The sequence below is a fragment of the Streptomyces sp. NPDC039609 genome (assembly GCF_055596705.1).
In genome coordinates, this window is record NZ_JBVIUJ010000011.1 from 230,446 (window position 1) to 255,437 (window position 24,992).

A 24,992-nucleotide genomic window follows, 5' to 3' on the forward strand; every position below is an offset into this window, starting at 1 on the left:
GCTCAAGCTCTCTCCCTGGCCACGGAGACGGCGAGTATCGCGAGCCAGACTGCCACGAGGAGGACCTGCAGCCGCTGCCCGGCCCCCAGGGAGAAGGTCCCCTTGCCGGCCTCGAACGCGGCGACGGCGGCCAGCGTCCAGACGGTGGCGGCCAGTTCGAGGGCGACGAAGAGGGGCCCGGTGCGGGCGAGGGGCCGCCAGATCCGGTAGCGGCGGGCGGCGATCGTCAGGGCGAGCATGCCGGCCAGGGCGCCCGTCATGGCGAGGCCGGAGCTGACGGCGTGTGCCGTGTGGGTGGCCGGTACGAGTCCGGCGGTCTCGCGCGCGGCGCACTCCGGGTCGGCGGTGGGCGCGCAGCTGAGCGGCAGCCGGGAGTCGACGGCGGTGGCGGCGCCGAAGAGGGCGAGGGCGAGCCAGCCGGTGACGGTCCAGGGCCGGCGGCCGGGGAGCGCGAGTGCGGTCAGGGCCCCGGCGAGGACGAGGAGACCGGCGACGAGGTCGGTCGCGCGGAACAGCCCGCCCAGCGGCTGGTCGGCGGCGGCGAGTTCGGAGACGTACGTCCGTATCGGGTCGAGCCCGGTCCGGACGACGACTTCGAGGACCCAGGCGGTGTACGCGAGCGCGCCCAGCGACAGCAGGAGGGCGGCGACGGGTCGCGTACGGCTTCTGGACATAGTGGTACGAGATGCTATTCGGGCGCCTTCTCGCTCCGGTCGTCGGGGTGGATTCGGCCGGATTCGCGGTGCTCACTGGTCGTCATGAGCTCATCGTCGGCGGGGCACGACCACCGCGCACGTCGGCGGCTCCCGCCTCATGGACACGAGTTGCACACAAAATACGTGGCTCCTCCATAATCATCTGGCTTACCGTCAAACCCTCAGCCACCTCGGAGGATGCGCATGACCATGCCCACGAACGCCCCCGGCCAGAGCCCCTGGGGCCAGCCGCCGACCGGTATGCCCGGGATGCCCCCGCAGCCCCCGTTCCAGCAGCCGCGCAACGGTCTCGGGGTCGCGGGTCTGGTCGTCGGCATCATCGGTGTGATCTTCGCGATCATCCCGCTCTTCTTCTGGCTCGGCGCGATCCTCGGCGTCCTGGGCCTGATATTCGGCATCATCGGCCACGGGCGTGCACGCAAGGGCGAGGCGACGAACAAGGGGGTGGCCCTCTCGGGCCTCATCCTCGGCGCGATCGCCATCGTCCTCTCGATCGTGTCGCTGATCGTCACCGTCACGGCGGTGAAGGACATCGCGGACGAGATCGACAAGGAGATCGAGAAGCAGGAGAAGGCCACCGCCGCTCCCACCGAGCCCGGCGCGGCGCCCACGGAGGCCGCGCCGACCGAGACCGCCCCTGCGGCGCTGAAGTTCGGTCAGACCTTCGCGTACGAGGACGGGATCAAGGTGACCGTCTCGAAGCCGCGCGCCTACAAGCCCGACCAGTTCGCCGCCGGGCACGCCAAGGGCAACAGCGCGTTCCAGGTGACGGTCACGATCGTCAACGGCAGCAAGAAGACCCTCGACGTCTCCGGCGCCCTGGTGGACGCGAGCGACGCGGAGGGCTCGCGGGCCGAGCCGGTCTTCGACGGCAGCAACGCGACGGAGATGTTCCAGGGCAACGTGCTCCCCGGCAAGCAGGCCAAGGCCGACTTCGCCTTCTCGGTCCCGGCGAAGGCGGACGGGGAGCTGCAGGTCGAGCTGAGCCCGACGATCCTCGAGCACGAGGAAGCGATCTGGACCGGCCCGACGAAGTAGTCGGACGCCCGGCCGGTCCCGGTGTCCCGCATACCGGGACGCGCCGACCACCCGGTCACCCGGTCACCCGGAGAGAACCTTCTCGGAGCTTGGCGTCACCACGACATAGCGTCGGTCTGACGATTACACTGGGCGCGTGCCTCAACTACGCCTCGCTCTGAATCAGATCGACTCGACCGTCGGCGATCTCGCCGGGAACGCCGAGGCGATCGTCCACTGGACCCGGCACTCCGCCGAGCAGGGCGCGCATCTGGTCGCGTTCCCCGAGATGGTGCTGACCGGCTACCCCGTCGAGGACCTCGCGCTGCGCTCGTCCTTCGTCGAGGCGTCCCGGGACGCCCTGCGGGCGCTCGCCCGGCGCCTCGACGCCGCGGGTTTCGGGGAGCTGCCCGTGATCGTCGGCTATCTCGACCGTTCGGACCGCGCCGAGCCCCGGCTCGGGCGGCCCGCCGGATCCCCCGAGAACGCCGCCGCCGTGCTGCACCGCGGTGAGGTGGTGCTGCGCTTCGCCAAGCACCACCTCCCCAACTACGGCGTCTTCGACGAGTTCCGTTACTTCGTCCAGGGCGACACCATGCCCGTCGTCCGGGTCCACGGCGTGGACGTGGCCCTCGCGATCTGCGAGGACCTCTGGCAGGAGGGCGGCCGGGTGCCGGCCGCGCGCAGTGCGGGCGCCGGGCTGCTCGTCTCGATCAACGCCTCGCCGTACGAGCGGGAGAAGGACGACACCCGGCTCGAACTGGTCCGCAAGCGCGCCCAGGAGGCGGGCTGCACCACCGCCTATCTCGCGATGATCGGCGGCCAGGACGAGCTGGTCTTCGACGGCGACTCGATCGTCGTCGACGCGAGCGGCGAAGTCGTCGCGCGGGCCCCGCAGTTCTCCGAGGGCAGTGTGCTCCTCGACCTCGACCTGCCGGCCGCCTCCCCCGACGCGCCCACGGGCATCGTGGACGACGGGCTGCGGATCGACCGCGTGATCCTCTCCGAGGAGCCGGTGCCCGCGTACGAGCCGGAGCTGACCGGCGGCTACGCGGACCGGCTCGACGACGACGAGGAGGTGTACTCGGCGCTGGTCGTGGGCCTGCGCGCGTACGCCGCCAAGAACGGCTTCCGCTCGGTCCTCATCGGCCTCTCCGGCGGAATCGACTCGGCGCTGGTCGCGGCGATCGCCTGTGACGCGGTGGGCGCGCAGAACGTGTACGGCGTCTCGATGCCGTCCAAGTACTCCTCGGACCACTCGCGCGGCGACGCCGCCGAGCTCGCCCGCCGCACCGGGCTCAACTTCCGTACGGTGTCGATCGAGCCGATGTTCGACGCGTACATGGGTGCGCTCGGGCTCACGGGCCTGGCGGAGGAGAACCTGCAGTCCCGGCTGCGCGGCACGACGCTGATGGCGATCTCCAACCAGGAGGGCCACATCGTCCTCGCGCCCGGCAACAAGTCCGAGCTGGCGGTGGGGTATTCGACGCTGTACGGCGACTCGGTCGGCGCGTACGGACCCATCAAGGACGTCTACAAGTCGACCGTGTTCCGGCTCGCGCGCTGGCGCAACCGGGCGGCCGAGGAGCGGGGCATGACCCCGCCGATCCCGGAGAGCTCGATCACCAAGCCGCCGAGCGCCGAGCTGCGCCCGGGGCAGGTGGACACCGACTCACTGCCGGACTACGACGTCCTGGACCGGATCCTCGCGATGTACGTCGACCGCGACCAGGGCAAGGACGCCATCGTCGCGGCCGGCTTCGACGAGGAGCTGGTCACGCGGACGCTGCGGATGGTGGACACGGCGGAGTACAAGCGGCGCCAGTACCCGCCGGGCACGAAGATCTCGGCGAAGGGCTTCGGCAAGGACCGCCGACTGCCGATCACGAACCGCTGGCGGGAGACGACGAGCCGCTGACGGCGGGCTCGTGCCCTTCGGCGACCTGGGCGCTTCCCGCGACGACGCGGGAGGCGCCCTCCGCCGTCCGCGTCCGGTCGAGCAGTCCGGCCACGGCGGCGATCGCCAGGCCGACGACGGCGAGGCCCGCGCCGACGAGCGTCGGGGAGGTCCAGCCCCAGCCGGCGGCGACGGCCGCGCCGCCCGCCCAGGCGCCGCCCGCGTTGGCGAGGTTGAAGGCGGAGTGGTTGGAGGCGGAGGCCAGGGTCGGCGCGTCCTTGGCCTTGTTCATGACCAGCATCTGGAGCGGGGTGGTGGTCATGAAACCGACGGCGCCGAGGACGACGACGGTCACGAGGGCCAGCCACGGCACGTGGATCGTGAACCGGAAGGCGACCAGGACGAGCGCGAGGGCGCCGAGGGAGCCGTACAGCGTCGGCCGCAGCGCCCGGTCGGTCAGCGGGCCCGCGGCGAGCGCGCCGGCCGTCATGCCGATGCCGAAGAGAGCGAGGACGAGGGTGACGGAGGACTGTCCGAAGCCCATCACCTCGGTCGTCATCGACGCGAGGTAGGAGTAGACGGCGAAGACGCCCGCGAAGCCGAAGACCGCGGTGAGCAGACCGAGCAGGACCTGCGGGCGACCGAGCGCGCGCATCTCGCGCCCCAGGCTCTGCCGCTCGTCGACGGGCACGTACGGCACGAGCCGGGCGAGCGCCACCATGGCCAGCAGGCCGACGACGGTGACGACGAGGAAGGTGGCCCGCCAGCCGAGGTGCTGGCCGAGCAGGGTCGCGGCCGGTACGCCGAGGATGTTGGCGACGGTGAGCCCGAGGAACATCGTGGCCACCGCGCGCGCCTGCCGGTCCTCGCGCACGAGCCGTGCGGCGACGACGGCGCCGACGCCGAAGAACGCGCCGTGCGGGAGCCCGGCGAGGACGCGGCCGCCGATCAGCCAGCCGAAGCCGGGAGCGAGCGCGGAGGCCAGGTTGCCGACGACGAACAGCGCCATCAGCAGGAGCAGCATCTTCTTGCGCGGGACGCGCGAGCCGAGCGCCGTGAGCAGCGGGGCGCCTATGACGACGCCGATCGCGTAGGCGGAGACGAGGTGCCCCGCGGTGGGGACGGAGGTGCCGAGGTCTTCGGCGACATTGGGCAGCAGGCCCATCATCACGAACTCGGTGGTGCCGATGCCGAAGGCGGAGACGGCGAGCGCGAGCAGCGCCAGGGGCATGGGGAGAGCCTTTCCAGACGAATAGTTCTTCGACTGAACAAATACTCTCAGGTGAAATGTTCCCGTCGGCCTCCCCCAGGTGACGAGGGGGTTTCGGCCTGCGCTCGATTCGATGCCGGGGCGGGGTGTCGGGCCAGGCAGCACGGCGCCGGGCAAGGGGGCCCGGCGCCGGGGCCGGACGTCAGAGCCGTACGCGCGCCGCGATCGGCAGGTGGTCGCTCATGGTCTCCGGCAGCGTCCACGAGGAGACGGGCTCCACGCCCTTCACGAGGATCTGGTCGATCCGCGCCATCGGGAACGAGGCCGGCCAGCTGAAGCCGAAGCCGTCGCCCGACGCGCCCTGGGTGGAGCGCATCTGCGCGGTGACGGCGTTCAGCGCGCGGTCGTTCATGGTGCCGTTGAGGTCGCCGAGCAGGATGATCCGCTCGAGCCGGTCGGAGGCGATGGCCTCGCCCAGCAGGTTCGCGCTGTTGTCGCGCTGGTTGGCGGTGAAGCCCGCGTTCATCTTGACCCGTACGGACGGGAGGTGCGCCACGTACACCCGCGCGTCGCCCTTCGGCGTGGCGACCGTGGCACGCATGGCGCGGGTCCAGCCCATGCCGATGTCCACCGGCTGGGGATCGCTGAGCGGGTACCTGCTCCACAGCCCGACCGTGCCCTGCACGGAGTGGTACGTGTACGTGCTCGCCAGGGCGCTCTCGTAGACCGGGACCATCTCGCCCTTGAGCTCCTCCAGGGCCACCACGTCCGCGCCGGACGCGGCGATCTGCCGGGCGGTCCCCTCCGGGTCGGGGTTGTCGGCGTTCACGTTGTGGGTCGCGACGGTGAGATCGCCGCCCGCGCCGGACTTGTCGGTGATGAGCCCGCCGAAGAGGTTGGCCCAGACCACGGTCGGCAGGAGCAGGGCGATCAACGCGGTGGCCGAGCGCCGCAGCAGCGCCAGGACGAGCAGGACCGGCACGAGCACGCCCAGCCACGGCAGGAAGGTCTCGGTGAGGCTGCCCAGGTTGCCGATCCGGTTGGGGATCTCGGCGTGGAAGACCATCAGCAGGGTGAGCAGCACCGCACAGACGGCGAGGAGGATCCCGCGGCGCCAGATGCCCCGGTCACCGCGCCAGCGGTCGAGCGCCGCCCGGAACCGGGGCCGGGAGCGCTCGTCCCCCGCGCCGCCGTTCTCGGTCTCCGCCATGTCCACCCGCGCCATCACTCAGTCCTCACTGCCTTGCTCTGTGACCCGACGTCGACACTAGGTGATGCCGGGCCTGCCGTACTGCCACGGGGGACGACACAGCGGCGCGGCGGGTTCCTGCAGGTGGCGCGGGGCGGGTGGCTGTGACAGAACGCGCACATTCACGGCGACGTGTCCGTAGGCATCCCCGCGTGCCCGTACTCGGCGACTTTCTTCCGTTGCGGCTGTGTGAACAGCACCACGCCGGCCCCCTTTCCGCACCGTGGCGCGAGGTGCCACCATGGACGTGATCCGGGGACGCCGTCAGGGCGCCTCGAGATGACGAAGGAGCCGTTCACCATGACGCTTCAGCCTGCCCCGAAGCAGTCCCCCGACAGCAGCAAGGCGCTGTACGGAGGCAAGGGCACGCGCCGTATCTCCGTCCACGACATCACCGCGGCCAAGGCTCGCGGCGAGAAGTGGCCCATGCTCACCGCCTACGACGCGATGACCGCGTCCGTCTTCGACGAGGCCGGGATCCCGGTCGTGCTCGTCGGCGACTCCATGGGCAACTGTCACCTCGGTTACGACACCACCGTGCCCGTCACGATGGACGAGATGACCCTCCTGTCGGCCGCCGTCGTCCGGGGCACCAAGCGTGCCCTCGTCGTCGGCGACCTCCCCTTCGGTTCGTACCAGGAAGGGCCCGTCCAGGCCCTGCGCAACGCCACCCGGCTCGTCAAGGACGCGGGCGTCGGCGCGGTCAAGCTGGAAGGCGGCGAGCGCTCGCTGCCGCAGACCGAGCTGCTCGTACAGGCCGGGATCCCGGTCATGTCCCACCTGGGCCTGACCCCGCAGTCCGTCAACACCATGGGGTACCGGGTGCAGGGCCGGAGCGACGAAGCCGCGCACCGGCTGCTCAGCGACGCCAAGGCGGCGCAGGACGCGGGCGCCTTCGCCGTCGTCCTGGAGCTCGTCCCGGCCGAGTTGGCCGCCGAGGTCACCCGCTCGCTGCACATCCCGACCATCGGCATCGGCGCCGGCCCGGACACCGACGCCCAGGTCCTCGTGTGGACCGACATGGCCGGTCTGACCGGCGGCAAGGTCCCGCGGTTCACCAAGCAGTACGCCAACCTCCGCGAGACGCTCGGCGATGCCGCGCGCGCCTTCGCGGAGGACGTCACCGGCGGGGCGTTCCCCGCCGAGGAGCACACCTTCCACTAGCTCCTGATCCGGTCCATCGGCACCCTGGGCGCGGGCCGCGCGTGAAGAACGCGCGCGACCCGCGTCCAGCCGTTTGCCGGGCGTGCTTCCTGTCGGGCGGGCTTGGTCGGGCGGGCTTGGTCGGGCGGCCGTTCCGTCGGCTTCCTTCGGCCGGCCTTCCTGTCGTCGGCGGGCTGTCGGTCCCTTGTCGGCCTTCTGTCGGTGCCTTGTCGGTGGCGGCTGTTCTCATGGGGGCATGACGCGATCCGCACACAACGCCGTCGAGGTACGAGGCCTCGTGAAGCACTACGGCGAGACGAAGGCCCTCGACGGGGTCGACCTCGACGTCCGGGAAGGCACGGTTCTCGGCGTGCTCGGCCCGAACGGGGCGGGCAAGACCACCCTCGTCCGCTGCCTGTCCACCCTCATCGTCCCGGACTCCGGGACCGCCACCGTCGCCGGCTACGACGTGGTGAAGCAGCCCCGCCAGCTCCGCCGCACGATCGGCCTCACCGGCCAGTACGCCTCGGTCGACGAGAAGCTCTCCGGCTGGGAGAACCTCTACATGATCGGGCGGCTGCTCGACCTCTCCCGCAAGGACGCCCGGCGCCGCGCCGACGACCTCCTGGAGCGGTTCTCGCTCACCGAGGCCGCCAAGCGGCCCGCGATGCAGTACTCCGGCGGCATGCGCCGGCGGCTCGACCTCGCCGCCTCGATGATCGGGCAGCCCGCCGTCCTCTACCTGGACGAGCCCACCACCGGCCTCGACCCCCGCACCCGCAACGAGGTCTGGGACGAGGTCAAGCGCATGGTCGCCGAGGGCGTGACCGTGCTGCTGACCACGCAGTACATGGAGGAGGCGGAGCAGCTCGCGAGCGAGCTGACCGTCATCGACCGGGGCAAGGTCATCGCCAACGGCAAGGTCGACGAGCTCAAGGCCCGCGTCGGCGGCCGCACGCTCACGATCCGCCCGGTGGACCCGGCCGACCTGCCCGCGATGGCCGGCGCGCTGCGGGAGTCGGGCCTGGACGGCATCGCCGGCTCGACCGTCGTCCCCGACGAGGGCGTGCTGTACGTCCCGATCCTGAGCGACGAGCAGCTGACCGCCGTCGTCGGCCTGCTGGGCGCGCGTGGCTACGGCATCGCCCACATCGGCACACACCTGCCCAGCCTGGACGAGGTCTTCCTCGCCATCACGGGCGAGAAGACCACCGTTTCCGACACGATCCTCGAGGAGGTCGCCGCGTGAGCACCACGACGACCACAGAGCTCACCAAGGCTCCCGTCGACGCGCCCGGGCCGTCGCCGGTGCGCGCGCACCCCGGCGGCGAGGGCCGGATCGGCCTGCGCGCCAACCTCCGCCACATCGGCGCCCTGGCGCGGCGGAACGCGCTGCAGATCAAGCAGGACCCGGAGTCGATGTTCGACGTCGTCCTGATGCCGATCATCTTCGTCCTGCTCTTCGTGTACGTCTTCGGCGGCGCGATCTCCGGCAAGGGCAACAACGACGCGTACGTGAACTACGTGGTCCCCGGCCTGATGGCGATGATGGGCATGAACATCGCGATGGCCGTCGGCACGGGCATCAACGACGACTTCAAGAAGGGGGTCATGGACCGGTTCCGGACGATGCCGATAGCCCGGTCCTCCGTCCTCATCGCGAAGATCGTCGTCGAGATCGGCCGGATGCTGATCGCCACCGCGATCCTGCTCGGCATGGGCTTCCTGCTGGGCCTGGAGATCAAGGGCTCGATCCTGGACCTCTTCGCCGCCATCGGTCTGTCCATGGTCTTCGGCGCCTCGCTGATGTGGATCTTCATCCTGCTCGGTCTCGCGATGAAGACGGCCCAGGCCGTCCAGGGAATGGCCATGATCGTTCTGATGCCGCTGCAGTTCGGCTCCTCGATCTTCGCCCCGCCGACCTCGATGCCCGGCTGGCTGGAGACCTTCACCGACTACAACCCGCTCTCGAATCTCGCCGACGCCGCCCGCGCCATGATCAACGGCACCCCCGTCGGCGACTCCGTGTGGATGACGCTCGGCTGGGCCGTGGTGATCACGGCCGTGACGGCGCCGCTCGCGGTCGCCAAGTTCCGCAAGAAGACCTGAGTCCTACGGACTTCAGGGCTCGGCGCGCCCGTTGATCGCGTCGGCGCCGCGTGCGAGCAGGGCGGTGGCCTCCTCCAGGGAGAGGCCGCCGCCTTCGGCGTACGCGGCCTCGAAGGCCTTGTCGCCGAGCACGGAGCGGGCCAGCTCCGTGGCGCGCTCCAGGTTGTCGCGCTCGTCCGGCCGGAGCAGATGGCCCTCCGGGAGCAGGCCCGCCTGAGCCCCGAGGAGCCGTGCTCCCAGCGCCGCGTCGGGACCGCCGAGACCGGCGAGGGCCCAGGCGGCGATGACCATGTGGACCGCCGGCATCTGCGGGGCGACCATCATCGACAGGGTGCCCAGGGACCGGTCGAGGGCCTCCCGGGTGAGCGCGAGCGCGGAGTCGTACTGCCCGTCCAGGTTGTCCAGCCAGCCCAGGCTGCCGAGGGTGAACCCCCCGAAGATCGACAGGGTCTGGGAGTCGAAGTCGTCGAGCAACGCCTCCAGCTGCTCGCGGGCCTCGGCGGTGCGGCCGGTGCGGCCGAGGAGCATCCCCAGGAACAGCCGGGCGGCGAGCATTGGTTCGTGCCCCCGGTTCTCCCCGGCGTCCAGGACCTGGCGGAGGATCAGCTCCGCCTCCTCGCCCCGCCCGGTGACGGAAAGCATGTCCGCGTACCGGGCGCGCAGCAGCGCCATCTGCGACTGCGCGCCGATCCGCTCGGCGTAGCCGATGGCGGCGGCGAAGTCCTCGGCCGCGCCCTCGAACCGGAGCTCCCGCTCGCGGGCCTCGCCGCGCGAGGCGAGCGCCTCGGCCGCGCCCCAGGCGTCGTCCAGGCGGACGAAGATCTCCAGGCTCTCCTCGGCGTCGGCCGCCGCGTCACCGGCCCAGTCGGCCCGGTTGGCCAGCATGTTGGCGCGCAGCTGGAGGGCGTAGGCGAGATCCCAGACGTAGCCGAAGCGGCGGCAGGCGTCGACGGTGGCGTCGAGCAGCTCGCGCATCCGGCCCGCCTCGCCGATGAGGATGACGGCGAAGACGGCGAAGGAGCCGGGCAGGCGGCAGGTCTGCGGCAGACCGGGCCGGTAGACGGCGGTGATCCGCTTCAGCCGCTCGACCCCTTCGGGCGAGGTCCAGTCGCCCGTCATGTGGTCCATGTTGAGCAGCTCGATGAGCCGCACCCCGCGCCGGGCCTCCCACAGGTGCTCCTCGCTCAGCGGCGGGGGCGCGGCCGTGCAGCGCTCGTGGAGCGGTACGACGGGCGCGGCGGGCGGCGCGAACGGATCGGGCCCGAGGGCGGCGACGGCCCCGGCCCAGTGCAGGGCGTCGGAGCGGAGGTCACGCATCTGCCAGTACCAGAGAAGGCAGTGGACGAGCACGAGCGCCTCGTGCTCGTCGCCTGCGGCGACCGCGTGACGCAGGGCCGTGCGCAGGTTCTCGTACTCACTCCGGAACCACGTCATGGCGCGGAGCTGGCCGCCGCCACGGAGCTCGGGGTCGGTGAGGCGGGCGAGTTCGCGGTAGTGGACGAGATGGCGCCGCTCGATCTCCGCCCGCTCCCCCGCCTCGTCGAGGCGCTCGCCGGCGTACTCGGCGACGGTCTCCAGGAGGCGGTAACGCATCGTCCCGTCGTCGGCGGGCGTGGCGACGACCAGCGATTTGTCGACGAGCGACCCGAGGAGGTCGAGGACGTCGTCCGGGGTGGTGCCGCACACCGACTCCGCCGCCTCCAGGTCGCAGCCGCCCGTGAACGCGGACAGGCGGCGCAGGACGGCCCGTTCGGGCGCGTCGAGCAGGTCCCAGGACCAGTCGACCACCGCGCGGAGGGTCTGCTGCCGGGGCAGGACGGTACGGGCTCCCGAGGTGAGGAGACGGAAGCGGTCGTCGAGGCGGTCGGCGATCTGGCGCGGTGTCAGCAACCGAAGCCTGGCCGCCGCCAGCTCGATCGCGAGCGGGAGGCCGTCGAGGCGCCGGCAGATCTCGTCACACGCCTCGGGGTCGTCACCCGGGTCGAAACCGGGCCGGGCCGCGGCCCCGCGCTCCCCGAGCAGACGCAGCGCGCTCTCGGGCGACAGCGGCTCCACGGGGCGCAGGAACTCCCCTGGGACGCCGAGCGGTTCGCGGCTCGTGGCGAGGACCGTCACGCCCGGGCAGCGGGCGAGGAGCGACTCCGCGAGGGCCGCGGCCGCGTCCACCAGGTGTTCGCAGTTGTCCAGGATCAGCAGGAGCCGGCGTGAGGCGCAGTGTTCGACGAGGCGTCCGAGCGGGGTGTCGGTACCGCGCAACTCCTCGGCGCCGGCGCCGCGCAGCACGGTCTCGCGCGCCCCTAGGGCGCCGAGCACGGCCTCGGCGACGGCCTCGGGGTCGGTCACGGGCGCGAGTTCGGCGAGCCAGACCCCGTCCGGCCACGCCCCGCCGTCGGCGGCGCGCTCGGCCCCCTCCTGCGAGAGCCGCGTCTTCCCGGCCCCGCCGGGCCCGAGAAGGGTGACGAGCCGGCTGCCGTACAGATCGTCCCGGAGCCGCGCGATGTCCTGCCCGCGCCCGACGAAACTGGTGAGCCGCGCCCGGAGGTTGCCGGGGCGGGGTGGGGCGGCGGGGCGCCGCGGATCCGCGAGGACCTCCGCGTCCCGCCCCGCGGCACGGGCTTGGGCCGGGCCGGGGGCCTCGGGGACCCCAGATCCCCCGGGCCCAGCAGACCCGGCGAGGCCGCCGGAGGCACCCCGCACCGGGCCGGGGGCCGCCGGCGCGACGGATGCGTCCGGCCCCGAAGCCCGGGCGGCGACGCCGGTGTCGTGCGCCGGGCCGGTGGCCGCAGAGGCCTCCCGGAACCCGGATCCTGTCCGTCCCGCAGGTCCGGCGGGGTCCTGCGGGACGCCGGGCGCCGCCGTGCCGCCGGATCCCCCGCGCCCCGCAGGCCCGGCAGGGGCGCCGGTCCCTGCCAGGTCGTCCTGCGGGCCGGCGCCGGCCCGCGCAAGCGGGGCGTGGGGTGTCCGCCCCTGGCCGGGACTGGTCGTTCCGGCTTCCGGCGACAGCAGCTCCGCGTGGAGGGCGCGCAGGGACGGGGACGGGTCCGCGCCCAGGCGGTTCGCCAGGTCGCGGCGGAAGGACTCGTACGCGGCCAGAGCCTCCGCCGCGCGGCCCGTGTCGCGGAGGGCGCGGATGCGCAGGGCCTGGAGGGGTTCGTCGAGCGGATGGGCCTCGCAGAGCGCAGCCAGCTCGGGGAGGACCGATGCGGCCTCGCCCAGAGCGAGGGCCGTGTCGAGGCGGGCCCGGCGGGCGTCGAGGCGACGGGCTTCCCAGCGTGCGGCCTCCGCCGTGCGGTCCGGCAGGTCGGCGAGCGCGGGCCCGCGCCACAGGGCGAGCGCCTCGTCGAGCAGCTCCGCCGCCCGCACCGGGTCGCCCGCGCCGAACGCCCGTACGCCCTCCCCCGTCAGCCGCTCGAAGCGGTGCGCGTCCACGTCCTCGGGTGCGGCCGCCAGCCGGTAGCCGCCCGGGGACGACTCCACGGCCTCCCGCCCGAGCGCCCGCCGCAACCGGCCCACCAGGGCCTGGAGCGCCGCGGCGCCGTCGGCGGGCGGGGCACCGTCCCACACCTCGTCGACGAGGACGCCGACCTGCACGGTCCGCCCGGCGCGCAGGGCCAGTACGGTCAGCAGCGCCCGCAGCCGGGCCCCGCCGAGAGCGACGGGGGTGCCGTGGACGGTGTGGACCTGGGTAGGGCCGAGGACGGAATAGCGCACAGGCCCTATTCTCCGTGAGCCGGGGATCGTCGCAGGAACTCACCCCCACCCCGGCACGTTTCCCGCACACACCCCGCCGCGCCCCAGGGAGTCCCACCGATGACGACGGCCACCGCCCGTAGCCACGAGCGCAGGATCAGCCCGGTCTTCCTGGCGATCCTCGCTGTCATGGCGGTCACCGGCTGGGCCGTGTGGACCGGCTTCGCGGCCTCCCCCGGCGTGGCGATCTTCCTCTTCGTGACCTCGGCGTGGATCGTCTCGCTCTGTCTCCACGAGTACGCGCACGCCCGCACCGCGCTGCACGGCGGGGACATCACGGTGGGTGCGAAGGGGTACCTCACGCTCAACCCGCTCGCCTACACCCATGCCGTGTTGAGCATCATCCTGCCGGTGCTCTTCGTGATCATGGGTGGTATCGGTCTGCCGGGCGGCGCGGTCTTCATCGAGCAGGGCCGGATCAAGGGCCGCTGGAAGCACAGCCTGATCTCGGCTGCGGGCCCGCTGGCGAACGTCCTGTTCGCGATCGTATGCACGGCGCCGTTCTGGCTGGACGCGCTGGACGGCGTTCCGCTCGCCTTCCAGTACGCGCTGGCCTTCCTGGCGTTCCTCCAGGTGACGGCCGCGCTCCTGAACTTCCTGCCGGTGCCGGGCCTCGACGGCTACGGGGTGATCGAGCCCTGGCTGTCGTACAAGATCAAGCGGCAGATCGAGCCGTACGCGCCGTACGGCTTCTTCATCGTGATCGCGCTGCTCTTCGTCCCGGCGATCAACGGCGCGTTCTTCGACGCGATCGACGCGCTGATGCGGGCGCTCGGCGCACCGGAGGTCTCCCGCTACTGCGGCTCGAACCTCTACCGCTTCTGGCAGGAGACGCCGGAGCTCTGCGAGGTCTAGCCCTGGGACTGGGCCTCGGTCTTCGCCCGGCGGATGTAGTACCAGGCCATGTTGGAGGAGAGGCCGGCGAGGAGCACCCAGACGACGCCGAGCCAGTTGCCCGAGACGAAGGAGACGACGGCCGCGGCGACGGCGAGGGCGCAGACGGCGAGGGCGTAGAGAGCGAGGCGGGGCATGGGGGTCGGCTCCTGTCCGGGTACGGCTGATGGTGCCCGTCCAGTGTCCCCCATGCCCCCGACCGCTCGGGCCCCGGTCAGACGTCGGTGACGCGCAGGCCCGCGTGGGCCTTGTAGCGGCGGTTGACCGAGATCAGGTTGGCGACCAGCGACTCGACCTGGTGGGCGTTGCGCAGTCGGCCGGCGAAGACGCCGCGCATCCCGGGGATGCGGCCGGCGAGCGCCTGGACGATCTCGACGTCGGCGCGCTCCTCGCCGAGGACCATCACATCCGTGTCGATCTCGTCGATCGAGGGGTCCTGGAGCAGGACGGCGGAGAGGTGGTGGAAGGCGGCGGCGACCCGGGACCCGGGCAGCAGGGCGGCGGCCTGCTCGGCCGCGGAGCCCTCCTCGGGCTTGAGGGCGTAGGCGCCCTTCTTGTCGAAGCCGAGCGGGTTGACGCAGTCGACGACGAGCTTGCCGGCGAGTTCGGCGCGCAGCGACTCCAGGGTCTTGGCGTGCCCGTCCCACGGAACGGCGACGATCACGATGTCGCTGCGGCGGGCGCACTCGGCGTTGTCGGCGCCCTCGACGCCGAGGCCCAGCTCGTCGGCGGCGGTCTGCGCGCGCTCGGCGGCGCGGGAGCCGATGATCACCTTCTGGCCGGCCTTCGCGAGCCGGTAGGCGAGACCGCGGCCCTGGTCGCCGGTGCCGCCGAGGACGCCGACGACGAGGCCGGACACGTCCGGGAGGTCCCAGGGGTCCTTGGGGGCGGGGGCGGGAGTGGAGGAAGTCATGGCCTCGACATTACTGGCCGGTGGTGACGGCGCGTCTCACGTACGGGTGGTTCCTCGGCAACCGGCCTCGCGCACGGCACGGCTGCGGCAGGATGCGGCCCCATGGATGCCGTACGGGTCGCGTTGCTGCGGGAAGTGCTGGCCGGGACCGCGTGGCCGGCCGCGGCCCGCGGGTTCGCGGGTTCGCTCCGGTCCTCCGTCGTCCCGCACGGGGGCGGGCTGCTCCTGGTGGGGACGGCGGGGTACGAGCCGTGGCATCTGACGGCGCATCTCGTGGACGAGGCGACCTGGTCGGGGCAGCCGGAGCTGGCGCCGACGCTGGTGCGCCACCAGGTACGGCCCGGCGATCCGGCGCACCTGGCGGTGGGGCTCGGCCGCCTGGAGGCGGCGCGGCGCGGGGCGACGCTGCTCATGGTGGCGCCGGAGCGGCCCGACGCAGGGGTGCTGGAGCGGGTCCACGACGCCCGAAGGGCGGGGGCGACCGTGCTCTCCCTGGACGCCGGCGACCCGGAGGTCCACGGCCTGGCCCACGAGACGCTGACGGTGGCCGCGGACGCGGAGGTCGACCTGGACACGGTGCAGCACCTGGTGAGCGCAGCGGCCGGCGAGAACAGCCTGCCCTCCCCACGCGGTCGCCGCCGTTTCCGGGACCGGCTGTCCCGCCTGGCCGACCACTTGACGTCACCACCGCCGCAGGGCTGGTAGCACGGCGCCTCGACGCCGTAATTCGGTTGCCGTACGAACGAGCGCCGCCGGAGCATGGCACCTCGTGACCTCGAAGCTCTCCGCCGTGCTGCCCGATCTGACGCCGTGGCGGTCCTCCCGCGACTTCCGGTTGCTCTGGGTCCAGGGGCTCGTCGCCTTCTTCTCCAGCGCCGTGGCGATGATCGCGCTGCCGCTGCAGATCAAGGATCTGACCGGATCGCCGCTCGCCGTCGGCGCGATGGGCGCGGTCGAGCTGGTCCCGCTGGTCGTCTTCGGACTCTACGGCGGTGCGCTCGCCGACGCCGTCGACCGGCGCAAGGTCCTCGTCTCCACCGAGGCCGGGCTCGGGCTGCTCGCCCTGCTCCTGCTCCTCAACTCGCTCCTGCCCGAGCCGATGCTCTGGCCGCTGTACGTCGTCGCGGCCGGCGTCTCCGCGCTCGCCGGGCTCCAGCGCCCCGCCCTGGACTCACTGCTCGCCCGGATCGTGCCACACGACCAGCAGACTGCCGCCGCGGCGCTCAACTCGCTGCGCTGGCAGATGGGCACCATCGCCGGACCGGCCCTCGCGGGCCTGCTGGTGGCGTACGCCGGTCACGCCCCCGCGTACGGCGTGACGATCGCCGGCTTCCTCGTCTCGGTACTCCTGTGTCTGCGGCTCTCCCCCGCACCGCCCGCGCACGACGCGGACAAGCCGTCGCTCCGCGGGATCGTCGAGGGAGCGCGGTACGCCTGGTCACGGCCGGTGCTGCTCGGTACGTACGTGATCGACCTCGCCGCCATGTTCTTCGCCTTCCCCAACACGGTCTTCCCGTTCCTCGCGGACGAGCTGGACGCGGACTGGTCGCTGGGCCTGATGTACGCCGCGGGCTCGGTCGGCTCGCTCGTCCTCGGCCTGACCAGCGGCTGGACCTCGCGGATCCGCCGGCACGGGCTCCTGGTGGTGTGCGGGGCGACGGCCTGGGGGCTGGCGATCGCGGCGGCCGGCTGGTTCTCGAACATCTGGCTGGTGCTGCTGTGCCTGGCGTTCGCGGGCGCCGGCGACATGGCGAGCGGCCTGGGCCGCGCCACGATCTGGAACCAGACGATCCCGGAGGAGCTGCGCGGCCGGCTCGCCGGGATCGAGGTCCTCTCCTACAGCGTCGGGCCGCAGCTGGGGCAGGTCCGGGCGGGTGCCATGGCGGGCTGGACGGGCACGCGAGCCGCGGTCTGGTCCGGCGGCGTGGCCTGCGTGGCCTCGGTGGGCCTGCTCTGCCTGACCCTGCCGAAGCTCCTCACGTACGACTCCGACACGGACGAGGACGCGCTGCGCCACAAGGCCGCGCAGGAGGAGCGGGAGGCACGGGACGCGCGAGAGGCCGGGACCGGGGCCCCGGCCTGACGAGCGGTCCGTCCGGCAAGCCCTAGTCCGGCGGCTCCGTCGGCTTCGGCGTGTCGTGCCACTTCGGGTCGGTGTCCCACTCCAGGTTGCGCTCCTGCGCACTCTCCATCGCGTGGGTCGCCTCCTCGCGGGTGGAGTACGGGCCGAAACGGTCCTTGGCCGGGCACTCCGGTCCTTCCTCGACCTTGCGGTGCTGCAGGCAGTAGTACCACTCGCCCGGTTTGCCCACCGTGCGCTTCTTGAACAGGGCCATCGTCGGCTCCTTCCTCTGAGGCCATGCTGCCCCAGTCGCGGTCGTTAGACTCGCTGACATGTCTGGCCAGTCGCTGCTCGTACCGGGGGAGATCTCCCCCCACCGCTCCGTTCCGGGAGCCATCCGCCGTCCCGAGTACGTCGGGAAGCCCGCACCCACCCCGTACACGGGGCCCGAGGTGCAGGATTCCGACACCGTCGAGCGGATGCGGATCGCCGGCCGCATCGCCGCGCAGGCGATGGAGGAGGCCGCCAAGCACATCGCGCCGGGTGTCACCACGGACGAGCTGGACCGGGTCGCGCACGAGTTCATGTGCGACCACGGGGCGTACCCCTCCACCCTCGGCTACCGCGGCTTCCCGAAGTCGCTCTGCTCCTCGGTCAACGAGGTCATCTGCCACGGCATCCCCGACTCCACCGTCCTCAACGACGGCGACATCGTGAACCTGGACGTCACGGCGTACATCAACGGGGTGCACGGCGACAACAACGCCACCTACCTCTGCGGCGATGTGGACGAAGAGTCCCGGCTGCTGGTGGAGCGCACCCGCGAGTCGCTCGACCGGGCCATCAAGGCCGTCAAGCCGGGCCGTCAGATCAACATCATCGGCCGGGTCATCGAGTCGTACGCCAAGCGCTTCGGCTACGGCGTCGTGCGCGACTTCACCGGGCACGGCATCAACTCGTCCTTCCATTCCGGGCTGATCGTCCCGCACTACGACTCCCCGCACGCCACCACGGTCATCCAGCCCGGCATGACGTTCACGATCGAGCCGATGCTGACGCTCGGCACGCACGAGTACGACATGTGGGACGACGGCTGGACGGTCGTGACCAAGGACCGCAAGCGGACGGCGCAGTTCGAGCACACGCTCGTCGTCACGGACACCGGGGCCGAAATCCTCACGTTGCCCTGAGCCCGTAGCGGGGTAGCTTTTTACCGACAGGCCGTCGGGAACCAGTTGACTTAGGTAAGCCTAAGTAGCAGTATCGCAGCAGGTTCTCGTCCCCATCGGTCCCGGAGGCACGCCTTGGACACGCCCTTCTCGACGCTCATCCGCACGGCCTCGCACGAACAGCACACCGAGGCCGAGACGTCGACCTTCATGAGCGACCTCCTCGGGGGACGTCTCGCCGTGGACGCCTACACGCGGTACACGGAGCAGCTCTGGTTCGTGTACCGCGCCCTGGAGGACGGCGCCGAGGCGCTGAAGAACGACCCGGTCGCCGGGCCCTTCATACAGCCGGAGCTGTTCCGCACCACCGCCCTGGAGCAGGACCTCGCCCATCTGCGGGGCCCGGAGTGGCGGGCAGGGCTCACGCCCCTGCCCGCGACCGTCGCGTACGCCGCCCGCGTGGCGGAGTGCGCGCGGGAGTGGCCGGCGGGCTATGTGGCGCACCACTACACGCGCTACCTGGGCGACCTCTCCGGCGGCCAGATCATCCGCGACAAGGCCGAGCGCACCTGGGGCTTCGCGCGCAAGGGCGACGGGGTCCGGTTCTACGTCTTCGACGAGATCACGAACCCGGCGGCCTTCAAGCGGGGCTACCGGGAGCTGCTCGACGCGGTGAACGCCGACGATCTGGAGAAGCAGCGGATCATCGACGAGTGCAAGCGCGCGTTCGACTTCAACGGCGCGGTGTTCCGGGAGCTGGGAGGCGAGTTCCCGCTCAGCGCGTGAGCCGCCTCGGCGCGTGGGCGCCGACGCGTGGGCGCCTCGGCCTCTGGGTACCTCGGCGTGTGGGTGCCGGCGCGTGGGCGCCGGCGCGTGGGCGCCTCGGCGCGTGTGGGTGCCGGCGCGTGGGTGCCTCGGCGCGTGAACACCGGCGCCACCGCGTGAGCGTCAGCGCTGGAGGGTGAGGCTCCGCTCGATGCGGACCCGTCCGCCCAGCTCGATCACGCCGTCGGGGCCGGGGGCCGTCAGGATCTGCGATCCCCGGCCCTGGGTGATGTTCAGGGCCCGGCCCAGTTCGGCGGTGAGCAGCAGGGCGGCCGCGCCGGTCGCCTCGTCCTCGTCGATGCCGTCCCCGCGCCCCGGGAACCCCCGCGCCCGGATCCGTCCGGCCGCCTCGTCCTCCCAGGCCCAGGCGTAAATCCACTCCCCCGGCTCGGGCACGTCCAACGCCTCGACCTCGGCGGCCGACCCGTACCGCCGGAGGGTCCGCGGCGGGGCCCACTCCGCCCGGGCCTCGATCCACGTGAACTCCCCGTCCCCGCGCACCCAGACCTCGCCCGCGGGCGGGCGGACGACCTCCACATCGAGCAGCCAGGCCGCGCCGACGAGCGGGTAACCGGCGAACGGCAGCCGCACCCCGGGCGTGTAGATGTCGACGTCCCCGCGCTCGGGGTCGTCGACGAACACGGTCTCGCTGAATCCGAGCTCCTTGGCGAGCGCCTGCCGGGAAGCCTCGTCGGGATACGTGCGCCCGTCGCGTACGACACCCAGGGCGTTGCCGTACCGGCCGTCGCCCGCGCAGAAGACCCGCAGGACGTCGATGTCGGTGGCGCTACTCGTCACGGTCGTGTGCATGGCGGAATTCAAGCATCCAGGCGTCCCATTCCGCCGGTCCACCGGGAATCGGCCAGGCACGGGTGCGGGCTTCCTCGTACGGGATCGATGCGGCGTAGTCGTTGAGGCCGCGTAGGAAAGCCGCGCGCTGCCGCTCCGGATCGGGACCGCGGAAGGCGCGCGTCCGCAGCTCCTCCTCCTGCTCGGGGAGTGCCGCGAACCGCTCGGCCGTCGTCGCCGCGTCCTCCGCCATGGCCAGGACGACCGCCTGCGGCGCGCGATCCTCGGCGAGCGCCGCGACGGCACGATCGTGCCCGTCGAGGAGCAGCCAGCCGTCGAGGGTGGTGATCCACCACAGCAGTACGGGGGCGAGAGTGCCGTCCCTGGCCCGTTTGCGGTACGCCTTGACGCGAGGAGCGTCCGGGGCCGACAGCTTCCGCAGCGGGACGACGCCGTTCCAGCCGTTCCTGTCCCAGTCCAGATGTCCGCACGGCCACGCCGTGACGAAGTCCTCGCCCCAGACGTACGGCGGGAACACATCCCGGGTCCCGACCATCCAACGCCCCGGGTGCAGGGGCCCGTCGTCGGAGGCTGCCAGCCGATCGGCGTACCGGCGCAGCCAGTCTGGCATCAGCCGGGACTCGTCGGCCCGTACCGGCGGCAGGGGTGAGCGGTACCCGGGGCGGCGGTGGAGCATGATCCCGTGCCGGTCCTCGTCGACGCGGGCGAGCAGGACGGGCCGTCCCGCCTGGCGGAGCAGCATCCTGCGGCCGTCCGTCATCTCCCAGCGCAGTGCGGGCGGTTCGGCCCCACCCTCCGCGCGGTACCCCGGTCCGAAGGGGCTCTCCCGGAACAGTCGCATGCCCGCACGCTAGTCGCGCACGCGGCAGGGCCGCACCACCGTTTCCGGGGGTGCGGCCCTGCCTGTGGGGGGGGTGGCGGTCTTTCAGGAGCGGGGCTCCGGAGCCGTCGTGCCGGGGCTCAGGACTCCGTCGTGCGGCGGCGGACGGCGAAGACGACAGCCGCGCCCGCGAGGGCCGTGGCGCCCGCCGCGCCGAGCAGGGTGCCGGTCGGGACGCCCGCGCCCGTGGCGGCGAGGGAGCCGGAGCCGCCGACCGTGCCGCCGCCGGTGGTGGTGGACAAGCCGCCGGTGGTCGAGCCACCGCCCGAGGTCCCTCCGGTGGTCGCGCTCGGTGGCGTCCTTGTCCACGGTGAGGGCGACGGTCACCGGGTCGATGGCGGTGCCCGGCTGGTAGAAGGCCTGGCCGCCGGGGCCCGCGAACTGGGCCGCGCCGTCCTTCGTCAGCTTGGCCGGGATGTTCGCGAGGGTGACGACACCGTTCTTCGCCGTGTAGTCGGCCTTCGACAGGTCGAGATCCGCGAAGGCCACGTCGTTCTTCCTGCCCGAGGCCGTGGCGACGTCCGCGACGAGCGTGCCGGTCGAGCCCTTGGCCTTCACCTTCACGTCGCTGATGGTCCAGTCGATGGTGTGGGCTGCGCACTCGAAGCGGACGGTGCCGTTGAAGCGTGGGCCTGCTCGTCCCGCACCTGCTGCGGATGGCGAACGGTCCGGGCCACCGCTTCCTCGTCCCGGGCAGCGGGCTCGGCGGCGCGGTGGTCCTCGCGGCCGGCGATCTGGCGGCCCGTACGGTCGCGGCCCCGGCCGAACTCCCCCTGGGCGTCCTGACCGCCCTCTTCGGCAGCCCGTTCTTCTTCTGGCTGCTGCGCAGGACCCGTCGTAAGCAAGGTGGTTGGGCATGATCCGCGGTCTCCTCGCCCGTCGTCCGCGGGAGCTCCCCGCTCCTCCCCTGGTCGGCGAGGTCGTCGCCGAGGCGCGGGAGCTCCATGTCGGGCTCGGTGGGCGGGAGGTGCTCCGCGGGGTCGACGCCGTCGTACGGGCCGGTGAGGTGCTCGCTCCGGTCGGTCCCAACGGGGCCGGGACGTCGACCTTGCTGGCCGCACTCGCCGCCGACCTCGCGCCGTCCGGCGGACAGGTACGGATCTGCGGCCGGCCCGCCACCGACTGGTCGGCGCCCGAACTGGCCCTGCGCCGGGCCGTGCTGCCGCAGGCGGCCGCCCTCGCCTTCCCCTTCCCGGTCGCGGACGTGGTCCGGATGGGCCGGGCGCCCTGGGCCGGGACCAGGCACGAGGAGGAGGACGAGGCCGCCGTCGCGGAGGCCATGGCGGCCACCGAGGTGGAGGCCTTCACCGACCGCCCCTTCTCCGCACTCTCCGGCGGTGAGCGCGCCCGGGTCGCCCTGGCCCGGGTGCTCGCCCAGCGCACCCCGCTGCTGCTGCTCGACGAGCCGACCGCGGGCGCTCGACCTGCGCCACCAGGAACTGGTGCTCCGGGTCTGCCGCGAGCGCGCCGCCGCCGGGGTCGCGGTCGTGGTCGTGCTGCACGACCTCGGGCTCGCCGCCGCGCACGCGGACCGCGTCGGGGTGCTGCACGACGGCCGGATAGCCGCCGACGGGCCACCGGCCGAGGTCTTCGACGAGGAGCTGCTGAGCCGTGTCTACCGGCAGCCGGTGGAGGTGTTGCCCCATCCACGGACCGGCGTCCCGCTGGTCGTCCCGCGCCGCACCCGCTCAACGCCGAAACAGACAAACCCGGCCCCTTGACCCGCACTTGACCCTGCCATGGGGCATCGATGAGCCCGCCGTGACCTTGTCGTTCCCGCGCCCGGAACGTGAGAGCCGAATCACTGGACGTCCCGGTTTGAGTGAGGTAAGCCTCGGTTAAGTTAGGTCCGCCTCACCCCGTCCCCGTCCTCACTGGAGCCCCTATGCGAGCCGTCCGTCTCTCCGTCGTCACCGCCGCCACCGCAGTGGCGGCTCTGACCGCCGTCACGGGCTGCACCCAGAAGAGCGGTTCCTCCGACTCCTCCGACGGCACGGTCCAGGTCGTCGCGAAGGACGACTCCTGCGAGGTGTCCGACAAGGAGTTCCCTGCCGGGCATGTGGAGCTCGCCGTGGAGAACAAGGGCACGAAGGTCACCGAGGTCTACGTCCTGTACCCGGACGACCGGATCGTGACCGAGCGCGAGAACATCGGCCCCGGCACGAAGGCCACCATCACCGCCGAGGTCAAGGCCGGTGACTACGAGATCGCCTGCAAGCCCGGCATGAAGGGTGACGGCATCCGGCAGAAGGTCACCGTCACCGGTGGCGTCGCGGCCGCGAAGCGCTCCCCCGAGATGGACGCCGCCGTCGCCGCCTACCGCCAGTACGTGCAGGCACAGGCCGACGAGACGCTGCCCAAGGTGAAGGTCTTCACCGACGCCGTACGCGCCGGTGACGTCGAAACCGCGAAGAAGGCGTACGCCGACTCCCGCATCGGCTGGGAGCGCACCGAGCCGGTCGCCGAGTCCTTCGGCGACATCGACCCGAAGGTCGACGTCCGCGAGGACGGCCTGGAGGCGGGGCAGGACCCGGCGAAGGACTGGACCGGCTGGCACCGCCTGGAGAAGGCGCTCTGGCAGGACAAGAAGATCGGCGACCGGGAGAAGCAGCTCGCCGACACCCTCGACAAGGACCTCGCGGACTGGGTGAAGCGGGTCGGCAAGGCCGACATCACCCCGACCTCGATGGCCAACGGCGCCAAGGAGCTCCTGGACGAGGTCGCCACCGGCAAGGTCACCGGCGAGGAGGAGCGCTACTCCCACACCGACCTGGTCGACTTCAAGGCCAACGTCGAGGGCGCCCAGAAGTCGTTCGAGCTGCTCAAGCCGGTCGCCTCGAAGAACGACCCGAAGCTTGTCGCCGAGCTCGACAAGCAGTTCGCCGCGCTGAACACGCTCCTCGACAAGTACCGCACGGACAAGAGCTCCTACGTCTTCACCTCGTACGACAAGGTCGGCAAGACCGAGCGCAAGGAGCTGTCGGACGGCGTCAACGCGCTGGCCGAGCCGCTCTCCAAGCTCGCTGCTGCGGTTGTGAAGTAGGAGGACGCGGAGATGCCCGACACCAGCGAGAACCATGCCGACGAGAGCGGCCCGCGCGGGAGCGACGCGACCCCGCGGCGCACGCTCCTCGGCTGGGGCGGCGCCGGGCTCGCGCTCGGCGCCGCCGCGGCCAGCGGCGCCGTCGCCCTGACCCGTGGCGGGGACGACACCGCGCCCGTCGCCGACAGCGGCGCGGCCGTCCCCTTCCACGGGCCGCACCAGGCCGGAATCGCCACCGCCGTCCAGGACCGGCTGCACTTCGCCGCCTTCGACGTAAGGACCGAGGACCGCGCCGAGCTCGTCCAGCTTCTCAAGGACTGGACGCGGGCCGCCGAGCGCATGACGGCCGGTCACGAGGTCGGCGAGGGTGCTTACGGCGGCCTGCCGGAGGCCCCGCCGGACGACACGGGCGAGGCCCTCGGTCTCAAGCCCTCCCGGCTCACCCTCACCATCGGCTTCGGCCCCTCCCTCTTCGACGGACGCTTCGGGCTGAAGGACAGGCGGCCCGGCGCGCTGGTCGAGCTGCCCAAGTTCCCCGGCGACAACCTGGACCCGGCCCGCAGCGGCGGCGACCTGTGCGTCCAGGCGTGCGCGGACGACCCTCAGGTCGCGGTGCACGCGATCCGCAACCTCGCCAGGATCGGCTTCGGCAAGGTGGCGGTGCGCTGGTCGCAGCTGGGCTTCGGCAAGACGTCCTCCACGACCCCCGACGCGCAGACCCCGCGCAACCTGTTCGGTTTCAAGGACGGCACCCGCAACATCGCGGGCACCGACACCGCCGCCCTGGACAAGCACGTGTGGGTCCCCGCCAAGGACGCCCCGGGCCGGACGGCCTGGATGACGGGCGGTTCGTACCTCGTCGCCCGCCGGATCCGGATGAACGTCGAGACCTGGGACCGCACTCCGCTCCAGGAGCAGGAGGACATCTTCGGCCGCGACAAGCGCGAGGGCGCGCCCGTCGGCAAGGCCAAGGAGCACGACGAGCCGTTCCTGAAGGCGATGAAGCCGGAGGCGCACGTCCGGCTCGCGCACCCGGACTCCAACAACGGGGCGACGATCCTGCGCCGCGGTTACTCCTTCACGGACGGCACGGACGGCCTCGGCCGTCTGGAGGCGGGCCTGTTCTTCCTCGCGTACCAGCGGGACGTCCGTACCGGCTTCGTCCCGGTGCAGACCTCGCTGGCCCGCGCGGACGTCCTCAACGAGTACATCCAGCACGTGGGTTCGGCCCTGTTCGCCGTCCCGCCGGGCGTCCGCGACAGGGACGACTGGTGGGGCCGGGCACTGTTCTCGTAGCCGCGGACG

22 protein-coding genes and 2 pseudogenes are annotated in these 24,992 nt (G+C 72.3%); 14 read left to right on the forward strand and 10 right to left on the reverse strand.

Features of this window, described 5'->3' with window-relative positions; all coding sequences use genetic code 11:
- Positions 1 to 2: 2 nt before the first annotated feature.
- Complete coding sequence (locus ACZ561_RS30215) at positions 3 to 674, reverse strand: DUF998 domain-containing protein (protein ID WP_471000894.1); 672 nt, start codon at positions 672 to 674, stop codon at positions 3 to 5.
- 225 nt (positions 675 to 899) lie between these two features.
- Between ACZ561_RS30215 and ACZ561_RS30220 the strand changes: the two genes are divergently transcribed.
- Complete coding sequence (locus tag ACZ561_RS30220) at positions 900 to 1,754, forward strand: DUF4190 domain-containing protein (protein WP_471000896.1); 855 nt, start codon at positions 900 to 902, stop codon at positions 1,752 to 1,754.
- Between the two features lie 136 nt (positions 1,755 to 1,890).
- Positions 1,891 to 3,651, forward strand: a complete 1,761-nt coding sequence (locus ACZ561_RS30225) for an NAD+ synthase (RefSeq protein ID WP_376437908.1) — start codon at positions 1,891 to 1,893, stop codon at positions 3,649 to 3,651.
- Here the strand turns inward: ACZ561_RS30225 and ACZ561_RS30230 are convergent.
- Together ACZ561_RS30230 and ACZ561_RS30235 are read right to left on the reverse strand one after the other, a co-directional pair.
- Complete coding sequence (locus ACZ561_RS30230) at positions 3,617 to 4,861, reverse strand: MFS transporter (protein WP_471000899.1); 1,245 nt, start codon at positions 4,859 to 4,861, stop codon at positions 3,617 to 3,619. The two genes, ACZ561_RS30225 and ACZ561_RS30230, sit on opposite strands and share 35 nt — an antisense overlap.
- A gap of 181 nt (positions 4,862 to 5,042) precedes the next feature.
- Complete coding sequence (locus tag ACZ561_RS30235; RefSeq protein ID WP_471000902.1) at positions 5,043 to 6,065, reverse strand: endonuclease/exonuclease/phosphatase family protein; 1,023 nt, start codon at positions 6,063 to 6,065, stop codon at positions 5,043 to 5,045.
- Between the two features lie 324 nt (positions 6,066 to 6,389).
- Here ACZ561_RS30235 and panB point away from each other — a divergent pair, with 324 nt between their 5' ends.
- The 3 genes from panB (at position 6,390) to ACZ561_RS30250 (ending at position 9,341) form a co-directional block, all read left to right on the forward strand.
- Complete coding sequence (gene panB, locus ACZ561_RS30240; RefSeq protein ID WP_376437902.1) at positions 6,390 to 7,253, forward strand: 3-methyl-2-oxobutanoate hydroxymethyltransferase; 864 nt, start codon at positions 6,390 to 6,392, stop codon at positions 7,251 to 7,253.
- A gap of 235 nt (positions 7,254 to 7,488) precedes the next feature.
- On the forward strand, positions 7,489 to 8,481 hold the full coding sequence (locus tag ACZ561_RS30245) for an ATP-binding cassette domain-containing protein (RefSeq protein ID WP_471000906.1): 993 nt from the start codon (positions 7,489 to 7,491) through the stop codon (positions 8,479 to 8,481).
- Positions 8,478 to 9,341 carry an ABC transporter permease gene (locus ACZ561_RS30250; protein WP_329121233.1) on the forward strand — a complete coding sequence of 288 codons (864 nt, stop codon included), beginning with the start codon at positions 8,478 to 8,480 and terminating at the stop codon, positions 9,339 to 9,341. Before ACZ561_RS30245 ends, ACZ561_RS30250 begins: the two co-directional genes overlap by 4 nt.
- Before the next feature lie 12 nt (positions 9,342 to 9,353).
- Here the strand turns inward: ACZ561_RS30250 and ACZ561_RS30255 are convergent, their stop codons facing one another.
- The gene (locus ACZ561_RS30255) at positions 9,354 to 13,052 is read right to left on the reverse strand and encodes an AfsR/SARP family transcriptional regulator (protein WP_471000909.1); all 3,699 of its coding nucleotides are present in this window, start codon (positions 13,050 to 13,052) and stop codon (positions 9,354 to 9,356) included.
- Between the two features lie 99 nt (positions 13,053 to 13,151).
- Here ACZ561_RS30255 and ACZ561_RS30260 point away from each other — a divergent pair, with 99 nt between their 5' ends.
- On the forward strand, positions 13,152 to 13,946 hold the full coding sequence (locus tag ACZ561_RS30260) for a site-2 protease family protein (RefSeq protein ID WP_471000913.1): 795 nt from the start codon (positions 13,152 to 13,154) through the stop codon (positions 13,944 to 13,946).
- On the opposite strand, the gene ACZ561_RS30265 is transcribed toward ACZ561_RS30260, so the two are convergent.
- Both ACZ561_RS30265 and npdG read right to left on the reverse strand, forming a co-directional pair.
- Positions 13,943 to 14,176 (reverse strand): hypothetical protein, encoded by a 234-nt coding sequence (locus ACZ561_RS30265; RefSeq protein ID WP_471000916.1) that lies wholly within the window; start codon positions 14,174 to 14,176, stop codon positions 13,943 to 13,945. The two genes, ACZ561_RS30260 and ACZ561_RS30265, sit on opposite strands and share 4 nt — an antisense overlap.
- A 23-nt stretch (positions 14,177 to 14,199) precedes the next feature.
- A complete protein-coding gene (npdG, locus tag ACZ561_RS30270; RefSeq protein WP_471000919.1) occupies positions 14,200 to 14,898 on the reverse strand; it encodes an NADPH-dependent F420 reductase in 699 nt (232 codons plus the stop codon).
- A gap of 102 nt (positions 14,899 to 15,000) precedes the next feature.
- On the opposite strand from npdG, the gene ACZ561_RS30275 reads away from it, so the two are divergent.
- Entirely contained in the window at positions 15,001 to 15,603 is a 603-nt protein-coding gene (locus tag ACZ561_RS30275) for a hypothetical protein (RefSeq protein WP_471000922.1), read from the forward strand.
- A gap of 64 nt (positions 15,604 to 15,667) precedes the next feature.
- Positions 15,668 to 16,981, forward strand: a complete 1,314-nt coding sequence (locus ACZ561_RS30280; protein WP_471000925.1) for an MFS transporter — start codon at positions 15,668 to 15,670, stop codon at positions 16,979 to 16,981.
- Positions 16,982 to 17,003: 22 nt separating this feature from the next.
- On the opposite strand, the gene ACZ561_RS30285 is transcribed toward ACZ561_RS30280, so the two are convergent.
- Positions 17,004 to 17,234, reverse strand: coding sequence for a hypothetical protein (locus ACZ561_RS30285; protein WP_376440293.1), 231 nt, complete (start codon positions 17,232 to 17,234; stop codon positions 17,004 to 17,006).
- 58 nt (positions 17,235 to 17,292) lie between these two features.
- On the opposite strand from ACZ561_RS30285, the gene map reads away from it, so the two are divergent.
- Complete coding sequence (gene map / locus ACZ561_RS30290; RefSeq protein ID WP_376440295.1) at positions 17,293 to 18,150, forward strand: type I methionyl aminopeptidase; 858 nt, start codon at positions 17,293 to 17,295, stop codon at positions 18,148 to 18,150.
- A 114-nt stretch (positions 18,151 to 18,264) separates the two neighbouring features.
- Positions 18,265 to 18,915, forward strand: coding sequence for a biliverdin-producing heme oxygenase (locus ACZ561_RS30295; RefSeq protein WP_471000928.1), 651 nt, complete (start codon positions 18,265 to 18,267; stop codon positions 18,913 to 18,915).
- 162 nt (positions 18,916 to 19,077) lie between these two features.
- Here the strand turns inward: ACZ561_RS30295 and ACZ561_RS30300 are convergent, their stop codons facing one another.
- From ACZ561_RS30300 to ACZ561_RS30310, 3 genes are all read right to left on the reverse strand, one after another.
- Complete coding sequence (locus tag ACZ561_RS30300; protein ID WP_471000931.1) at positions 19,078 to 19,764, reverse strand: PhzF family phenazine biosynthesis protein; 687 nt, start codon at positions 19,762 to 19,764, stop codon at positions 19,078 to 19,080.
- Positions 19,742 to 20,605 carry a hypothetical protein gene (locus tag ACZ561_RS30305; protein WP_471000934.1) on the reverse strand — a complete coding sequence of 288 codons (864 nt, stop codon included), beginning with the start codon at positions 20,603 to 20,605 and terminating at the stop codon, positions 19,742 to 19,744. Before ACZ561_RS30305 ends, ACZ561_RS30300 begins: the two co-directional genes overlap by 23 nt.
- 84 nt (positions 20,606 to 20,689) lie before the next feature.
- Positions 20,690 to 21,229 carry an HtaA domain-containing protein gene (locus tag ACZ561_RS30310; RefSeq protein ID WP_471001018.1) on the reverse strand — a complete coding sequence of 180 codons (540 nt, stop codon included), beginning with the start codon at positions 21,227 to 21,229 and terminating at the stop codon, positions 20,690 to 20,692.
- A gap of 41 nt (positions 21,230 to 21,270) precedes the next feature.
- Between ACZ561_RS30310 and ACZ561_RS30315 the strand changes: the two are divergent.
- The 4 genes and pseudogenes from ACZ561_RS30315 to efeB form a co-directional block, all read left to right on the forward strand.
- A pseudogene (locus ACZ561_RS30315) lies at positions 21,271 to 21,504 on the forward strand (iron chelate uptake ABC transporter family permease subunit); the annotation flags it as partial.
- A pseudogene (locus tag ACZ561_RS30320) lies at positions 21,501 to 22,365 on the forward strand (heme ABC transporter ATP-binding protein). The pseudogenes ACZ561_RS30315 and ACZ561_RS30320, both read left to right, overlap by 4 nt.
- Positions 22,366 to 22,529: 164 nt before the next feature.
- Entirely contained in the window at positions 22,530 to 23,687 is a 1,158-nt protein-coding gene (gene efeO, locus ACZ561_RS30325; protein ID WP_471000936.1) for an iron uptake system protein EfeO, read from the forward strand.
- 12 nt (positions 23,688 to 23,699) lie between these two features.
- A complete protein-coding gene (efeB, locus tag ACZ561_RS30330; protein ID WP_471000939.1) occupies positions 23,700 to 24,983 on the forward strand; it encodes an iron uptake transporter deferrochelatase/peroxidase subunit in 1,284 nt (427 codons plus the stop codon).
- The last annotated feature ends 9 nt before the right edge of the window (positions 24,984 to 24,992 follow it).

What these genes read in the sequence shown, in the direction of transcription:
- ACZ561_RS30215 (WP_471000894.1), bottom strand. Translation starts at nt 674, where the DNA reads ATGTCCAGAAGCCGTACGCGACCCGTCGCCGCCCTCCTGCTGTCGCTG.
- ACZ561_RS30220 (WP_471000896.1), top strand. Translation starts at nt 900, where the DNA reads ATGACCATGCCCACGAACGCCCCCGGCCAGAGCCCCTGGGGCCAGCCG.
- ACZ561_RS30230 (WP_471000899.1), bottom strand. Translation starts at nt 4,861, where the DNA reads ATGCCCCTGGCGCTGCTCGCGCTCGCCGTCTCCGCCTTCGGCATCGGC.
- ACZ561_RS30235 (WP_471000902.1), bottom strand. Translation starts at nt 6,065, where the DNA reads ATGGCGCGGGTGGACATGGCGGAGACCGAGAACGGCGGCGCGGGGGAC.
- panB (WP_376437902.1), top strand. Translation starts at nt 6,390, where the DNA reads ATGACGCTTCAGCCTGCCCCGAAGCAGTCCCCCGACAGCAGCAAGGCG.
- ACZ561_RS30245 (WP_471000906.1), top strand. Translation starts at nt 7,489, where the DNA reads ATGACGCGATCCGCACACAACGCCGTCGAGGTACGAGGCCTCGTGAAG.
- ACZ561_RS30260 (WP_471000913.1), top strand. Translation starts at nt 13,152, where the DNA reads ATGACGACGGCCACCGCCCGTAGCCACGAGCGCAGGATCAGCCCGGTC.
- ACZ561_RS30265 (WP_471000916.1), bottom strand. Translation starts at nt 14,176, where the DNA reads ATGGGGGACACTGGACGGGCACCATCAGCCGTACCCGGACAGGAGCCG.
- npdG (WP_471000919.1), bottom strand. Translation starts at nt 14,898, where the DNA reads ATGACTTCCTCCACTCCCGCCCCCGCCCCCAAGGACCCCTGGGACCTC.
- ACZ561_RS30275 (WP_471000922.1), top strand. Translation starts at nt 15,001, where the DNA reads ATGGATGCCGTACGGGTCGCGTTGCTGCGGGAAGTGCTGGCCGGGACC.
- ACZ561_RS30285 (WP_376440293.1), bottom strand. Translation starts at nt 17,234, where the DNA reads ATGGCCCTGTTCAAGAAGCGCACGGTGGGCAAACCGGGCGAGTGGTAC.
- map (WP_376440295.1), top strand. Translation starts at nt 17,293, where the DNA reads ATGTCTGGCCAGTCGCTGCTCGTACCGGGGGAGATCTCCCCCCACCGC.
- ACZ561_RS30300 (WP_471000931.1), bottom strand. Translation starts at nt 19,764, where the DNA reads ATGCACACGACCGTGACGAGTAGCGCCACCGACATCGACGTCCTGCGG.
- ACZ561_RS30305 (WP_471000934.1), bottom strand. Translation starts at nt 20,605, where the DNA reads ATGCGACTGTTCCGGGAGAGCCCCTTCGGACCGGGGTACCGCGCGGAG.
- efeO (WP_471000936.1), top strand. Translation starts at nt 22,530, where the DNA reads ATGCGAGCCGTCCGTCTCTCCGTCGTCACCGCCGCCACCGCAGTGGCG.
- efeB (WP_471000939.1), top strand. Translation starts at nt 23,700, where the DNA reads ATGCCCGACACCAGCGAGAACCATGCCGACGAGAGCGGCCCGCGCGGG.